12 protein-coding genes are annotated in these 15310 nt (G+C 65.8%); 2 read left to right on the forward strand and 10 right to left on the reverse strand.

Features of this window, described 5'->3' with window-relative positions:
* Positions 1 to 110 precede the first annotated feature (110 nt).
* Positions 111 to 1286 carry an ABC transporter substrate-binding protein gene (locus CBY09_RS04960; RefSeq protein WP_094286992.1) on the reverse strand — a complete coding sequence of 392 codons (1176 nt, stop codon included), beginning with the start codon at positions 1284 to 1286 and terminating at the stop codon, positions 111 to 113.
* Between the two features lie 204 nt (positions 1287 to 1490).
* On the opposite strand from CBY09_RS04960, the gene CBY09_RS04965 reads away from it, so the two are divergent.
* Entirely contained in the window at positions 1491 to 1973 is a 483-nt protein-coding gene (locus CBY09_RS04965) for a DUF4124 domain-containing protein (RefSeq protein WP_094286994.1), read from the forward strand.
* Between the two features lie 41 nt (positions 1974 to 2014).
* Here the strand turns inward: CBY09_RS04965 and CBY09_RS04970 are convergent, their stop codons facing one another.
* The gene (locus CBY09_RS04970) at positions 2015 to 3148 is read right to left on the reverse strand and encodes a sterol desaturase family protein (RefSeq protein WP_094286996.1); all 1134 of its coding nucleotides are present in this window, start codon (positions 3146 to 3148) and stop codon (positions 2015 to 2017) included.
* 118 nt (positions 3149 to 3266) lie between these two features.
* On the opposite strand from CBY09_RS04970, the gene CBY09_RS04975 reads away from it, so the two are divergent.
* The gene (locus tag CBY09_RS04975) at positions 3267 to 3755 is read left to right on the forward strand and encodes an acyl-CoA thioesterase (RefSeq protein WP_094286998.1); all 489 of its coding nucleotides are present in this window, start codon (positions 3267 to 3269) and stop codon (positions 3753 to 3755) included.
* Positions 3756 to 3824: 69 nt separating this feature from the next.
* On the opposite strand, the gene CBY09_RS04980 is transcribed toward CBY09_RS04975, so the two are convergent.
* From CBY09_RS04980 to nirB, 8 genes are all read right to left on the reverse strand, one after another.
* Positions 3825 to 5255, reverse strand: coding sequence for a glycoside hydrolase family 5 protein (locus tag CBY09_RS04980; RefSeq protein WP_094286999.1), 1431 nt, complete (start codon positions 5253 to 5255; stop codon positions 3825 to 3827).
* Positions 5256 to 5441: 186 nt separating this feature from the next.
* The gene (locus CBY09_RS04985) at positions 5442 to 6146 is read right to left on the reverse strand and encodes a methyl-accepting chemotaxis domain-containing protein (protein ID WP_094287001.1); all 705 of its coding nucleotides are present in this window, start codon (positions 6144 to 6146) and stop codon (positions 5442 to 5444) included.
* A gap of 253 nt (positions 6147 to 6399) precedes the next feature.
* On the reverse strand, positions 6400 to 7233 hold the full coding sequence (cobA, locus tag CBY09_RS04990; protein WP_094287003.1) for a uroporphyrinogen-III C-methyltransferase: 834 nt from the start codon (positions 7231 to 7233) through the stop codon (positions 6400 to 6402).
* Positions 7230 to 8153 carry a DNA-binding protein YbiB gene (gene ybiB / locus CBY09_RS04995; RefSeq protein WP_094287005.1) on the reverse strand — a complete coding sequence of 308 codons (924 nt, stop codon included), beginning with the start codon at positions 8151 to 8153 and terminating at the stop codon, positions 7230 to 7232. Before ybiB ends, cobA begins: the two co-directional genes overlap by 4 nt.
* A gap of 168 nt (positions 8154 to 8321) precedes the next feature.
* Positions 8322 to 11159 carry a nitrate reductase gene (locus tag CBY09_RS05000; RefSeq protein ID WP_094287007.1) on the reverse strand — a complete coding sequence of 946 codons (2838 nt, stop codon included), beginning with the start codon at positions 11157 to 11159 and terminating at the stop codon, positions 8322 to 8324.
* Positions 11160 to 11276: 117 nt separating this feature from the next.
* Positions 11277 to 11678, reverse strand: coding sequence for a nitrite reductase small subunit NirD (gene nirD, locus CBY09_RS05005; protein WP_094287009.1), 402 nt, complete (start codon positions 11676 to 11678; stop codon positions 11277 to 11279).
* 56 nt (positions 11679 to 11734) lie between these two features.
* Positions 11735 to 12547: a type IV pili methyl-accepting chemotaxis transducer N-terminal domain-containing protein gene (locus tag CBY09_RS05010; protein ID WP_094287011.1), complete on the reverse strand. Its 813-nt coding sequence runs from the start codon at positions 12545 to 12547 to the stop codon at positions 11735 to 11737.
* Positions 12548 to 12567: 20 nt separating this feature from the next.
* The gene (gene nirB / locus CBY09_RS05015) at positions 12568 to 15012 is read right to left on the reverse strand and encodes a nitrite reductase large subunit NirB (protein ID WP_094288023.1); all 2445 of its coding nucleotides are present in this window, start codon (positions 15010 to 15012) and stop codon (positions 12568 to 12570) included.
* Positions 15013 to 15310: the final 298 nt, after the last annotated feature.

Consider the following 15310-nt stretch of genomic DNA (forward strand, 5'->3'; position numbering starts at 1 on the left):
CTGCAGCACGATACCTGCCGTTTTGTCGCAATGGCACAACGGGCTGGCACATGGCCGGGCACGGGTCAAGGCAGCCACACAGGGCTGAGCGCATGCCGGGGAGAAGGTTCTTACTGCCGGTACACCCCGCCAGACCCCACCACGGCGATGTCCACATAGTTGGAGCCATGGTGGTTCTGCGCGCTGAACTGGTAGCCAAAGCCGCCCAGATCCAGATTACCCAGGCCTTCCATGGCCTGGACCAGGCTGGCGCGTGTGACGCTGGGGCCAGCGGCGCGCAGGCCTTCGATGAGCACGCGTGCGTCCATGTAGCCGGTGTAGCGGTCGTAGTCCACGGGCTTGTCGTGGCGTTTCATCGATGCCTGGAAGTCGCGCGTGAGCGCAATCGTGGGCTTGCTGGGCGAGGGGCCCGTGCGTGCCACGGCCAGGCCGCGTGCATCGTCGCCCAGTGCCTTGAGCACGGCGGTGCCTGCGCCCAGCGACAGGGTGTAGATGGGCACGCCCAGGTGTGCGCGGTTGGCCCGCACATAGGCCACCACCGACGGGCCTGCCGCCACCAGCAGCACGGCCTGGGGCTTCTGCGCTGCCAGTGCCTTGGCTGCATCGTTGGCGTCGTCGCCCGACGATGCCAGTGCGTGCGACCCGGCCAGGGCCGCGCCCTCGGCCGCGATGGTTTTTTCGACCAGGGGCAGCAGCAGCTTGCCGAAGTCGTTGTTCTCATAGGCCACGGCGATGCGCGAGGTCTGCACCGCCACGAGGTTGCGCACGATCTTCACCAGCTCGTCGGCATAGCTGGCGCGGGTCGTGAACAGATAGGGGTGCTGCTGCGCACGGATGGCGGGGCTGCCTGTGTACACGGAGATCAGTGGCAGCTTGGCCTGCGCCAGGTAAGGCAGCAGCGTCATGACCTGCGATGTGCCCGACACACCGAACAGGGCCAGCACGCCGTCTTTTTCGCTCAGCTGTTTGGCGTTGTCGAGTGCGCGGCGCGGGTCGAAGCCATCGTCCAGCGTCACCAGCCGGATCTTGCGGCCGCCGATGCCTCCCCTGGCGTTGGCATCTTCGATGGCAGCGTCCTGCCCCTCGTGGATGGGAGACAGAAAGGGCGCCATGCCACCCGACAAGGCCGTGGAGCGGCCAATCAGGATGTCGCTTTTACCCGCAGCGGGCTGCGCCCGGGCGGGCAGGCTGGCCAAGGCCATGCCCCCTGCCAATGCGAGCATCAGGCTGCGGCGGTGCGCCTGGGTCGGGTGTTGGCCGGTGGGAAAAACAGTGGGGGTTGTCATCGCGCAGAGTCTCCTGGTGTGGGTGGCCATGGCCGCGAAGTGGGGCCACGCATCGTAGGAGGGCTGCAGGCTGCGCGCCCACCGGGTTTGTACCCGGGCGCGTCATGTGAGGGACAAGCTCTTGTCTCCCCTGCGTGGCTATACGCGCCGGTCTGTGCCAGGCTGCGCGGTAGCATGTGCCATCCAACCGACGAGGACTGAGTCATGAATTCGATCCGTTACGCTGCCAGCATCCTGGCGCTGGGCTTTCTGGCCCCGGCCTGGGCCGTCAACAAATGCACGGATGCCAACGGCAAGGTCTCGTTTCAGGACGCGCCTTGTGTGGGCGAGGGCGAGAAGATCGACGTGCGGCCTGCCATCCAGGGGGCGACCCCGGTCCGGCCTGCACCTTCTGCGGGTAAGGAGGGGGCGTTCGGCGCATCGTGGCAACGCAAGCAGTACCTGCAGACCCAGGGCATCCCGCAGGCGCGCGCGGCCCTTGCGCGCAACCAGCAAGAATGCACGGCACAGCCTGCGGAAGCCACGACCCAGGCGGGCCCTTTGCGACGCAGCACTCTGCCGTCGGGCAATCAGTTTCCGAAGGACCTTGCAGCGGCCGCCGCCAAGGACAAAGCGGCGTGTGATGCCCGCAGCAATGAGTTGCGTGAGCAGCTGAGGCAGCTGGAAGAGGAGCTCAGCGCCTTGTAGGCCGTCGGCCGGGTGTGGGCAGAGGCTGTCGGCCTCCGTCCTCAGCCTTTCCAGGTGAACGGAAACTTGAACTGCTTAACGAAGCCGTTGGGCACGTAGTCACCCAGCACGCCATAGTGTTCGGGCCAGAGTTTGGTGCTTTTGACGGCGGTACCAAACAGGTAGTCCAGAAATGCGAAGTGCGCGGCGTAGTTCTTGTCCAGCGCCTCCTGGTCCTGGCTGTGGTGCCAGTGGTGGAAGTTGGGCGTGACCAGCACGTAGCGCAGCGGCCCGAGGCGCACGCTCACGTTGGCGTGGTTGAACACGGCCTGGAAGCCCACGATGACGATGTAGGCGTCGATCACTTCCTTGGAAAAGCCCAGCACGTAGATAGGGGCCAGCACCAGGGTACGGGTGATGAGCAGTTCCAGGATGTGCTGGCGCGATCCGGCCATCCAGTCCATGCTTTTGACGCTGTGGTGCACGGCATGCAGGCGCCATAGCACGGGCACCTCGTGGTAGGCGCGGTGGGTCCAGTACTGCACCAGGTCGGCCACCAGCACGATGAGGAACAGTGCCACCCAGAAGTTCAGGCCTTGCACCCAGCCGCGAATACCGTCGCTGGCCGCCCAGCCAAAGAACTTGTGCGCGATGAGGTTGGTGGCCAACAGCACAAAGCCCACCACCATGTGGTTGACGATGAAGTGGTGAAAGTCGGTCTGCCACTCCGCGCGGAAGATGGGCTGGTCCTTGCGCAGTGCGAACAGCTTCTCGATGAAGATGAAGATCAGCGAGCTGCCCAGCAGGTCGAGGATGAACCAGTCGAGGCCGATGTAGGGCGTGTTGTCGGGGAAGTTCGGGTCCACCTCCACCTTGTGGCCGCCCAGGAAGGCCGTGAGGGCCACCATGGCAAACGCAAACGTGGCCAGCCAGCGGGCGCGGTTGAACAGGATGTTGACCAGCGAGATGCCGCCCGCAATGGCCATGGCCACCAGCATGATGTTGCGGATCACCGCCACGTCATAGCTCTTGCGCAGTTGCGGCGTGGTGAGGTACTCGGGAAAGTGGAAAGCCAGCACGCCCAGAAAGCACAGGATGGCCAGTGTGAGCGCAATCACGCCCGATACCAGCCCCTTGCCGGTGCGCAATGCGCCGTGGCTTTCGGTGAATTCGTTGAGTTTTTCTAGTTCGATCATCGGTTCCTCCTTGCACCCGGTCGGCAGGTGCTGCGCGAGTGTAGCGAAGCCGCCACCTGCAGTGCCTATGGCTCCATTTGCGCGCGACGCAGCGCGCGCGGCTTCCTAAAATCGCTGCATGAACATCCCTTCACACCAACTGAGCATGACCGTGCTCATGTCGCCCGACATGGCCAACTTTTCGGGCAACGTGCACGGCGGCGCCATTCTCAAGCTGCTGGATCAGGTGGCCTACTCGTGCGCCAGCCGCTATTCGGGCTGCTACACCGTGACGCTGAGCGTGGACCAGGTGATGTTCCTGCAGCCCATCCATGTGGGCGAGCTGGTGACCTTTCTGGCCAGCGTGAACTACACGGGCAGTTCGTCGATGGAAGTGGGCATCAAGGTGGTGGCCGAAGAAATCCGTTCGCAGGTGGTGCGGCATGTGAACAGCTGCTTCTTCACCATGGTGGCTGTGGACGAGTCGCGCAAGCCCGTGCAGGTGCCGCCGCTGTCGCCCTCCACCCCCGACGAACGCCGCCGCTGGGATGCGGCCCTGCTGCGCAAATCCTTGCGCAAGGAGCTTGCGGAGCGGTTCCGGCAGGTGCGCGAGACGGCCGGTGGGTAGAGAAAATAGCAGTGAGATAAAAAAGGGCCCCTGCATGACAGGGGCCCTTGTTCATGGGGTGATGGTTGGTCAGCGGGCGGCGCAGAAGCCGAATTCTGCCGAGGCCCCGGGGGCAAGCGTCTGATTCCAGCTCACGCCCGACGCGCTGAGGTTGCCACCCACCTGGGACCAGGTAGCGTTCCACAGGTTGTTGATGGTGCCGCTCACCGGGACGCTGATGGCCCAGTTGCCGGTGGCATTGCCCATGTTGATGACCTGGACCTGCTGGCAGTAGCCCGAGCCCCAGTCGCTGTTCACCGTCTGCACCACCGAGAAATTGGCAACCGGCGTGGGGGTTGGAGTGGGAGTCGGGGTGGGCGTTGGCGTGGGGGCAGGTGTTGTGGTGCCATCGCCCCAGAGGCGCTGCAGCAGTTGGACCTTGTCTGTGCGCACGGTGGTCCAGTCGTCGTCCAGGATGCCGCCGGTGTCGCCGCTGTTGGGGTTCCACGACCAGTAGAAACCGCTGCGCATGCCCTTGGTGACCATGTAGTCCACCAGCGCGTTCTGCCATTGCACGTCGCGCGCATCACCCCGGCCGTACTTGCCGCCGAACTCGCCCAGCATCACCGCATAGCCAGCCTGCACAAACTGGCCGAAATGCTGCTCCCAGATGGCGGGCATGTTGCTGGGGAAGTCGGAGGCGTTGAAGTACGACTGCACATACACGTCCGGCCCGTAGGTGTGTGGTGCCAGCAGCAGGCGGTTGGCCGGGATGTTCAGGGGGGTGCATGCCAGGGGCTCCAGGTTGCCGCCCCAGAAATGCGCGCTGCTGCTGGAGCAGCTGGGGTTCTCGCCAATGCCTTCGACGGCGATCAGCCATTGCGGCGCGAGTTGCAGAACCGCTGCGGCCGCACGCTCCGCGGCGCGGTTCCAGTCGGTGGCGTTGTTGCCCGTGCCCCAGGTGGCCGCGCCATGGGGTTCGTTTTTGATGTCGATGCCGATGACGCCAGGCACGCCCGCATAGCGCTGAGCCACAAAGCGCAGGTCACTGATCCACTGCTGTTCGCTGTAGCTGGGGGTGTACCAAAGCTCGCTGATGGTCTGGCAATCCGGAGTGTGGTGGTCCAGCAGTACATACATGCCGCGCGCGCTCAGCTCGTTGACTACCTTGTCCATGACCTGGATGGCCGAGAGGCCTTGCAGATCGGTGTTGCGGCCGTAGTCGATGCTGCTTGGTGGGGCCGATCCGTGCAGGGTGGCGGGGCAAAACGGCAGGCGCACGGCGTTGAAGCCCTGGGCCTGCATCTGCGTGATCATGTCCTTCCAGTTGCGGGCCCAGAGGCCATGCACCACATGCGTGTTGGTTTCAAACCCAAACCAGTTCACGCCGCGCAGCTGAATGGCTTGGCCCGCATCGTTGACGACCTTGCCCGCCTGGATGCCGTAGCTCCAGGCCGCGTTACTGCCAAGGAGCAGGCAGCCGGCAAGGGCCAAGCTCTGGCATAGGTGGGTGAGCTTCATGAAATCCTCTCTTCCTGAATGGGCCGCGCACGCGGTGTGGGGCCAAGGGGGCATCTCGTGGACACCGATGTTTTCAGGAATGATAGGTGGCGCCTGCAGCGAAACTGCAGTGGTTTGCCTCCTGCTTGTAAGCGCATGTGAGCGACGGGCCACCGCGTGGCATCGCGTGGCCTGGTGATCGGGGCATCAAGCCCCTGCGCGGCTGCGCCCAGCCAGCGACACCGCCTGCAGTGACAGGCCATCGATCTCGTTGGTGATGCCGGACAGCACATTCGCCACCACGGCAAACTCGCGGCCGTGCTGGCCTGCGCGGGCGGCCATCACCTGGGCGTTGAAGCTGACCACCTTGGCCTCGCGGGCCACGGTCTGGATCGAGGCCACGATGCCCGCCAGCTCTTTCATCAAGGTTTCGGACTGGGCCTTGCTCACCTGGTCAAACGCCGTGGTGGCGGTGTTGAGGGCGTCGAGCACGCCATCGGTGGTTTCCACGAGGCGGGCCAGTGCGTCTTCCACGCGCGGGCTTTGGCGCTCGGCCAGGTCCAGGGCCGTGCCCACCTGCTGTGCAAACGCATCGATGGTGGCACCCACGCCCTGGGGGCCATGGTAGGCCTTGCGGATGATCTCTGCGCTGGTGGCATCAAGGTGGTGCGGCGTGTCCAACAGCTGCGCCTGGCTGTCGGTGAACAGGGTGAGCGAGCTGCGGGCAGCTTTCAGGTGCAGGTCACTGCCGCGTGCGGCCAGAACGGTTTGCAGCACCATGCGCTGCGACAGCATGCGCTGACGCGCCGCGATGTTGACGAGTGACATGCCCGCGTCGCGCGAGGGAGCCTGTGTGGAAGACGACAGCGTAGGCATGCTGGAGGTGCGTGCGGAGAGGGGAAAGGCTGCCATGGTGTTCCTTGTGCGGGTTGCATTCAGATACGTTTTTTCAAGCAATACCCGGGCCAAGATGTGCGGTTGGGATGACCCAATGCGGTGCTGTCAATGTGGCTCTGTGTGGGGGGCGTGATGTCTGTGCAAACATGCATGCGCGATGTGCCTGGGTGTGCATCGGCGCGCGCTGCATCGCGATGGCGCGCGACCCGGCACCGCCCTGCGCAGAACGCAGGCGGGCCGATGGAAAGATGAGGATGGCGGTGCCTGCTCAGCCCGCGCGCAGGGCCTGCAACGGCAATGCGCTGGCGTCTTGCACAGCCAATGCAACGCCCCGCACCACATCGCCCACCACGATCACCGAAGGGCTGGCCAGCCCCTCGCGCGTGATGGTGGCGTGCAACGTGCCCAGGGTGGTGACGGCGTGCCGCTGGTGCGGCAGGCTGGCGTGCTGGATGATGGCAACCGGTGTGTCTGCAGGCAGACCGGTGAGCAGTTCCTGCTCGATGGTGGCGGCCCCACTCACGCCCATGTAGATCACCAGCGTGAGCTTGGCGTCGCGGGCCGTGGCGGCCAGCTGGCGCCAGTCGGTGCCCGCGTCGCCGGGCTTGGCGTGGCCGGTGACAAACACCACGCCGTGGGCATGTTCACGGTGCGTGAGCGGCGCGCCCAGCGAGGTCAGGCCCGCGAGCCCTGCGGTGATGCCGTTGATGACGGTGACCTGCACGCCAGCGGCACGCAGGTGCTCCACCTCTTCGCCACCCCGGCCGAAGATGAAGGGGTCGCCGCCCTTGAGCCGCACCACGTTTTCGCCTTCGTTCACGGCCATCAGCATCAGCTTTTCGATAAAGGCCTGGGGCGTGCTCTTGCAGCCGCCGCGCTTGCCCACGTAGACGATGCGCGCCGTGGGCGATGCGTGTTCCACGATGGCATCGCTCACCAGATCATCCACCAGCAGCACCGTGGCGGCCTGGATGGCTTTGAGAGCCTTGATCGTCAGCAGCTCCGGGTCGCCCGGGCCTGCGCCCACCAGCGTGCAGCTGCCGCCGGTGCCCAGGTGCGGTTGGGCCGTGGGCGGTGTGGTGGAAGGCGTGGGGCGGCTCATGGGGATGTCTCCGAAGCAGTTTGATCAGCCAGCTGCAAGATATGTTCCACCTGCCGCTCGATGGCGGGGGGAATCGGCAACTCGCCCGCCAGAACGCGGCGCGTGTAGGTGGCCGTGGTGGCCACGTCGATCTCGGCGGGCAGGCCGGGCACCTCGCTGGCGGTGCCGGGTTGCTGTGCATCCAGCACTTGGTGCACGCCGCGCACAAAACCGTCGTAGCGGGGTGTGCGGCGCGGGTCGGTGGCCACCTCGCCCTCCAGCCCTCGCGAGAGCAGGGCGCTCATGCCCAGCGTGCGGAAGGTGGTTTGCAGCATTTCAAAATACTCGGGGTGTGTGTAGGCCGTGACAACCACCGAGGCGCCCGCGCAGGGGCTCATCAGCTTGACCACGCTGTGCCCCGGGTTGCGCAGGCCCACCACCTCGCGCACGGCCAGCAGGCGCGCCAGGCCCGCGTGCAGGTGCTGGGTGTGGATATGGCGCACGGTGCCGTTCGCTATCTTTTCAGGAGCTTTAAGCGCAGGCACATCCAGCGCCAGCAGCACATCCGAAGCCAGAACCCGCCGCGCCTCGGTGCGCATGCCATGCAGCAGCACGGGCAGGCCTTCGCGCGCCAGCAGCAGCGCCAGCAGCGGGGTCAGCACCGGCAACTTGCGCGCGCCGTTGTAGCTGGGGAGCACGATGAGCGGGCGGTCGGTGGCAGGCAGCGGTGCCAGGCGGCTGTGCGTGGCGTCCAGAAAACCGCACATCTCCTCGGACGTCTCGCCCTTGATGCGCATGGCCAGGCAGAAGGCGCCGATCTCCAGGTCACTCACCTGCCCGTCCAGCACCTGGCCGAACAGGTCGGTGGCCTGCTCGCGCGACAGCGGCTTGGCGCCGCGCGCGCCGCGCCCAATCTCTTTGATGTACTGACTGATGCCCATGGTTCTTGGTGGCGGGACTTGTGAAACAGGGCTTCAGCGTCGTTGTTTCGGCTTGCCGTACAGGAGTACTGTCTGTGCCGAAAGCGCCTGGCTGCAGCCCTGTTGCACAAGTCCTGGTGGGGTTTGTTGGTTTGAAGGCTATTTTCTCGCAACCCAGAGAACTTTTGGTTATATGGTGGCCTGCGCCAGGGGCTTGGACGCCAGTGGCCCTGTGGCGCGCACCATGCGCTTGAGTTCGGGCAGGCACGAGCCGCAGTTGGTGCCGCAGCGCAGCTTGCCCTGTAGTTGCGCCAGGCGGTCGTCGTCGGTTCCGTGGCAGTGCGCCAGCTCGGCGGTGATGGCCGCATCCGTCACGTTGAAGCAGGTGCACACCGATTTTCCGCGCGACTGTACGGCCACGGGGGCTTTGGCGCCGGGCACGAGCAGCAGGCGGCCATAAGTCTGCGCGGGCAGTTCTTCCTGCAGCAGGGTCTTGAGCCAGCCCTCGGCGCTGGTGTCGCCCGCGAGCACTATGCCTTCGAGCGTGGTGGTGTCCCCATGGCGAGCCAGCCGCGCGGCGCGGCGCTGGCCGCGTTTCTTGTCGGCATAGCGCAGCGTGTCGGCGCCAGTCAGGCCCATCAGGGATTCGATGCGCTCCACGGTGGCGTCGGGCGGTGCCTCGTGCGCGGCGGCGCGCAGCAGCACGCCCACGCGCTCACGGCCGGGTTCGCCCAGCGGTGTGTTGTTGCTGAAGGGCACGCAGCTCGCAAACGGGAACTGCGCCATCAGCGCGGACAGCGCCTCGCGCGTGGCCTGGGCGCTGTCGGCGGGCAGCCAGGCCATGGCCAGCAGCGTCCAGGGCAGCTCGGCCTTGAGCACCTTGACGGCCGCGTGCTTGAGCTCGGGTTGCTTGGAGGTGGGGCAATACGCCGAGGTGGTGAGCGCGTTCACGCCCGCCAAGCGCTCGCCGGTGGACGAGCAGCCGCTCAAGAATTCGCTGCCCCAGTGCATGGCCATGAAAGCCTGCGACAGGCCCAACGTGGTGTCGACCTGCGCTGGCACCACGATGGTGCCGCGCTTGCTCGTCACGTAGACCAGGTCGCCGTTCTTCAGGCCGCGCCGTTCCATGTCCTGCGGGTGCAGTTGCACGCTGGGCTCGGCCACATGGCCGAACAGGCGGCCCAGTGTGCCGGTGCGCGTCATGCCGTGCCACTGGTCGCGCAGGCGGCCGGTGGTCAGGCTGAAGGGGTAACGCGACTCGCGCTGCTCGGCCGTGGGTTGCCAGGCGTGCGCGGCAAAACGGGCGCGGCCATCGGGGGTGGGGAACACGCCGTCTTCGTACAGGCGGGCCTTGCCCGTGGTGGATCCCTCAGGCAATGGCCACTGTTGGGGGCCTGCAGATTCGAGCGTCTCCCACGACAGACCGGTGATGTCCAGGTCGCGTCCGCGGGTGCTCTCGCGGTGCTCATTCCACACAGTTTCGGCGCCTTGGTCGGCGTCGTCAGTGGTGTAGGGGAACAGCGTGGGCTGGCCGGGGCGCAGGCGGGCCTCCAGCTGGTGCGCAAACTGCACCGCAATGGCCCAGTCGTGGCGGGCCTCGCCCGGTGCGGACACGGCAGTGCGCACGCGCGAGATGCGGCGTTCGCTGTTGGTCACCGTGCCAGTCTTCTCGCCCCAGGTGGTGGCGGGAAGCAGCAGGTCGGCATAGGCACAGGTGGCGGCGGTGGCAAAGGCTTCTTGCACCACCACAAACTCGGCGCGCTGCAGTGCGCGGCGCACGGTGGCCTGGTCGGGCATGCTTTGCGCGGGGTTGGTGCAGGCAATCCACAGGGCCTTGATCTCGCCGTCGGCGGCGGCCTGGAACATCTCCACGGCCGTCTTGCCCGGCTTGCTGGGCACATCGGCCACGCCCCAGAGCGCGGCCACTTCGGCGCGGTGCTGCGGGTTGGCCAGGTCGCGGTGGGCGCTGAGCAGATTGGCCAGGCCACCCACTTCGCGCCCGCCCATGGCGTTGGGCTGGCCGGTCAGGCTGAACGGGCCCGCGCCGGGCTTGCCGATCTGGGCGGTGGCCAGGTGCAGGTTGATGAGCGCTGCGTTCTTGGCCGTGCCGCTGCTGCTCTGGTTCAGGCCCTGGCAGTACAGGCTGAGCGTGGCTTTGGACCGTGCAAACCACCGGGCGGCAGTGGTCAAGTCGGCCACGCTGATACCGCAGGTCTGCGCCACGCGTTCGGGCGTGTAGTCGCGCACCAGGGCCTTGAGCTCGTCAAAGCCCGTGGTGTGCGCGGCGATGTACTCGGCGTCCGTCCAACCCTCCCACAGCATCAGGTGCAGCATGCCGTTGAACAGCATCACATCGCTGCCAGGCTGGATGGGCAGGAACAGGTCGGCCATGCCGGCGGTGTCGGTGCGGCGCGGGTCGGCCACGATGACTTTCATGCCCGGGTTGGCGGCGCGTGCGTCTTCAATGCGGCGAAACAAGATGGGGTGCGCCCAGGCCGCGTTGCTGCCCACAATGAACAGGCACTGCGCGTGTTTCACATCGTCGTAGCAGGCGGGTGGCGCGTCAGCGCCCAGGGTCTGCTTGTAGCCCGCCACCGCGCTGCTCATGCACAGGCGCGAGTTGGTGTCGATGTTATTGGTGCCGATCAGGCCCTTGGCCAGCTTGTTGAAGACGTAGTAGTCCTCGGTGAGCAATTGGCCGCTCACGTAAAAGCCCACGGCATCGGGGCCGTGGTTCTGGATGGTGTTTGCGAATTTTTCGGTGGCCAGGTTCAGCGCGGCGTCCCATGGCAGGGGCTGGGGAGCATCGCTGCGTTGCGCGCGGTGCAGGGGCTGTAGCAAGCGGGTCTGCAGCGTGATGGGGCTGCTGGCCGTGAGGTGCAGGGTCGATCCCTTGGTGCACAGGCGGCCAAAGTTGGCGGGGTGGTTCGGGTCGCCGCGCACGCCGGTGATCTGGGGGCCGTTGCTTTCGATGATCACGCCGCAGCCTACGCCGCAGTAGGGGCAGGTGGATTTGGTTTCTTGCATGGCGAGGGGCCTGGATTTGTGATCTTTTTTGGGTGCTTACGCTCGTCTATAAAGCGCTTATTGCTATTTAATTTATAGCATCTTGGTGCTGGTGGCCTGTGGTGCGGCCACGGCGTTTCATGCCGTGGCGGTGCGCCGCGCTGGCCCTGCAATGGGGCGGGCGAGGTCGGTGGCCAGCGTGGCCAGTTCGTGGCTGTCCAGGTACACCGCGCCGTTCTCCACCTTCACCGCAAACTTCGGCGTGCAGCCCTCGTCGGGGGCAGATGCCTGCCCGTCGCACAGGCCGATGGTCCAGTTGTGCAGGGGGCAGGCCACCTGCGTGCCAAACACGATGCCTTGCGACAGCGGGCCGCCCTTGTGGGGGCAGCGGTCCAGCAGCGCAAACACGCCGCCCGCATCGTTGCGGAACACCGCCACATCCAGCCCCTGCGGGCGCGCCACGCGGCGTGCGCCCAGCACGGGGATGTCGTCCACGCTGCATATCAGCTTCCAGTCGGGAGTGGGTTGGTTCGTGGTCATGGGGTGTCCTTGGGGATGTTGTTGTGGTGGTGTGGGGCGGACTCGATAGCCGGTTCTCAGGTGCCGAGTGCGGCATACATGCCGGTCACGCGGTCCATGCTGGCCAGCAGGTTCTCGCTGCTCACGAACACTTCGGACACCTGGCGGAAGGTGTTGCTGGCGTTGCCCAGCCGCTGCAGGGCCGCGTCGAAGAACACCCACTGGCTGTCGGCCAGCAGCAGCTCCTGGCGGATGCGCACGGTAGCCTGCGGGGCGTTGCGCAGCAACTCGGTGGCCTTCAGGAATTCGTCGCGCGCCTTGGCGATCTCGGTCGTGGCGGCGGCCGTGTCCACGCCGAGCATGGCCGACAGGCAGAACTTGGCCATGCGCTGGCTCAGCATGCGCTGGCGCCCGGCCACGTTCACCAGGTGGCCCACGGGCTTGCCCAGTGCGGCTTCGTACTGCGAAGTGCCCTGGTGGGCCAGGGCCAGCACCTTGGCGTCGGCTTGCAGCAGCGCGGTCACGCCGTCGCGCGAGGGCGTGGTGCCCATCAGCGTGGCCTTGTGGTCGGCCCAAGCGCCTTCGAGTTTTACGTAGGTGTCGCGGATGGCGGGCGAAGGTGCAAAGGCCTTCAATTCGCCCAACTGGCGCTCGAACAGCGCCAGGGACTGCTCCAGCACGGCGCGTGCCGCCGGGGTGTCGGACTTGTGGGCCAGGGCCAGCCAGGCCTTGCCCATGCGCTGGCTCAGCATCCGCTGGCGCCCGGCCTTGTTGATGGCGTCGTTCAGGTCGGCCACCTCGGCCTGGGCTTTGCCCCCAGGCACCAGAAGGCCCAGGGCGCCCCAGGCCGTGGTGTAGCCCGCAGAGGTCAGAAGGGTACGGCGTTGCATGGTGGGCTCCTTCTTTTCGATCAGGCGCCCAGGGGCGCAAACTGGCGCGTGTCCACGGCCGCCTTGTCAAATTCAAACCAGGGGTCGGGCTCGCCATCCAGCGCAAACTGCAACTGCTCCCACAGCGCCCTGCGGCCTGCGTGGTCTTCCAGAATGCGTTTCTTCACGTAGTCCAGGCCCACGCGGCTCACGTAGTGCACGGTGCGCTCCAGGTACCAGCCCTCCTGGCGGTACAGCTCGCAGAACGCGCCGGTGTACTCCAGCACCTCCTCGGCGGTCTTCAGCTTGGTGAAGAAGTGCGCCACCTCGGTCTTGATGCCGCCGTTGCCAGCCACATACATCTCCCAGCCGCTGTCCACACCGATGATGCCCACGTCCTTGATGCCCGCCTCGGCGCAGTTGCGCGGGCAGCCGCTCACGGCAAACTTGACCTTGTGCGGTGCGTACATGCGCCACATGGCGCGTTCCAGGTCCTTGCCCATCTGCGTGCTGTCCTGCGTGCCCATGCGGCACCACTCGCTGCCCACGCAGGTCTTCACGGTGCGCAGCGCCTTGGCATAGGCATGGCCGCTGGGCATGCCGATGTCTTTCCAGACGTTCTGCAGGTCTTCCTTCTTCACGCCCAAAAGGTCGATGCGCTGGCCGCCTGTGACCTTGACGGTGGGGATCTTGTACTTGTCCACCGCATCGGCAATGCGGCGCAGCTCATCGGCCGTGGTCTCGCCGCCCCACATGCGGGGGATCACGCTGTAGGTGCCGTCTTTCTGGATGTTGGCGTGGCTGCGCTCGTTGATGAAGCGGCTCTGCGGGTCGTCCTTGGCCTCTTTGGGCCAGGTGCTGATGAGGTAGTAGTTCACCGCCGGGCGGCAGGTGGCACAACCATTGGGTGTCTTCCATTCCATGAACTTGAACACGTCGGAGATGGTCACCAGCTTGCTGCTGCGGATCGCGTCGCGCACCGCCTGGTGGCCGTGGTCGGTGCAGCCGCACATGGCCTTGGTCTTGGGCGTGGCGCTGTAGTCGCCACCTGCGGTGAACATGATGATCTGCTCCACCAGCCCGGTGCACGAGCCACAGCTCGCGCTGGCTTTGGTGTGCTTGCGCACCTCGTCCAGCGTGAACAGGCCCTTGTCCTTGATGGCCTTGCAGATGGCGCCCTTGGTCACGCCGTTGCAGCCGCAGACCTCGTCGCTGTCCTGCATGACGGCAGCCTTGCTCTGGCCCTGGTGGCCTGTGTCGCCCAGGTGCGATTCGCCAAACATCAGCTTGTCGCGGATGTCGCTCACGCTGCGGCCGTCGCGCAGCAGCTTGAAGTACCAGCTGCCGTCCACCGTGTCGCCATACAGGCAGGCACCCACCAGCTTGTCGTCTTTGATGACGAGCTTTTTGTACACACCACCGAAGGGGTCGCTCATCACGATCTCCTCGGTGTCGTCTCCTCCTTGAAAGTCTCCGGCCGAGAACAGGTCGATGCCCGTCACCTTGAGCTTGGTGGACGTGAGCGAGCCCTGGTAGCGACCGATGCCGAACTCCGCCAGGTGGTTGGCCAGCACCTTGCCCTGCTCGAACAGCGGGGCCACCAGGCCATAGGCAATGCCCCGGTGTGCGGCGCATTCGCCCACGGCGTAGATGCGCGCGTCGGTGGTGGTCTGCAGCGTGTCGCTCACCACAATGCCGCGGTTCACATGCAAGCGCATCTTTTCGGCCAAAGCCGTGTTGGGGCGGATGCCCACGGCCATCACCACCAGATCGGCGGGCACCTCGCTGCCGTCCTTGAACTTCACGCTGGCCACGCGGCCTTCGGCGTTGCCCACCAGTTCCTGGGTTTGCGCACCCATCAAGAAGCGCATGCCACGGTCTTCCAGCGACTTCTGCAGCATCTTGCCCGCCACGTCATCCAGCTGGCGCTCCATCAGCGAGGGCATCACGTGCACCACGCTCACGGTCATGCCGCGCTTCATGAGACCGTTCGCGGCCTCCAGGCCCAGCAGGCCGCCGCCAATGACGACGGCGTGCTTGTAGGTGGCGGCGGCGTCGATCATGGCCTGCGTGTCGGCAATGTCGCGGTAGGCCAGCACACCCTTCAGGTCTTTGCCAGGGATGGGCAGGATGAACGGGTTGGAGCCGGTGGCGAGGATGAGGCGGTCGTATTCGGCGCTGATCACCGTGCCGTCGCTGCTGGTGGCGCTGACCACGCGGCGCATGCGGTCCACATCGGTCACGGTGAAGCCGGTGTGCAGCGTGATGTGGTTGTCGGCGTACCAGGACCAGTCGTTCAGGATGATCTCGTCGATGGTCTGCTCGCCCGCCAGCACGGGGGACAGCAGAATGCGGTTGTAGTTGGGGTGGGGCTCGGCACCGAACACCGTGATGTCATACAGATCGGGGGCGATCTTGAGCAGCTCTTCCAGCGTGCGCACACCGGCCATGCCGTTTCCCACCATCACCAGTTTGAGCTTTTTCATCATGACTCCATCGGTTCCATCGCCGGAGCGATGCGCAAAACAAAAAAGGCGTCCACACGATGCTGCTTCGAGGTCTCGAAACCGCATGTGGGGACGCCTTCGTCCGTACAACTCCTCCGTGCGCCTTTGCACTGCTGAATTGCGTGGGCCTGCCTGGCCCTTGCCCCTGTTAAGCAATGGCCGTGCCAGATTTTTTGCACTGAACTGGGGTGAACCAGGAGGGGGTTCCGGGGCGAGGGCCGTCAAAGGCGCAGGGTGGTGCGGACGGCCACGCCCCGGCATGCACCACCTTGGGCAC

Source organism: Acidovorax kalamii (genome assembly GCF_002245625.1).
Classification (GTDB): domain Bacteria; phylum Pseudomonadota; class Gammaproteobacteria; order Burkholderiales; family Burkholderiaceae_C; genus Acidovorax; species Acidovorax kalamii.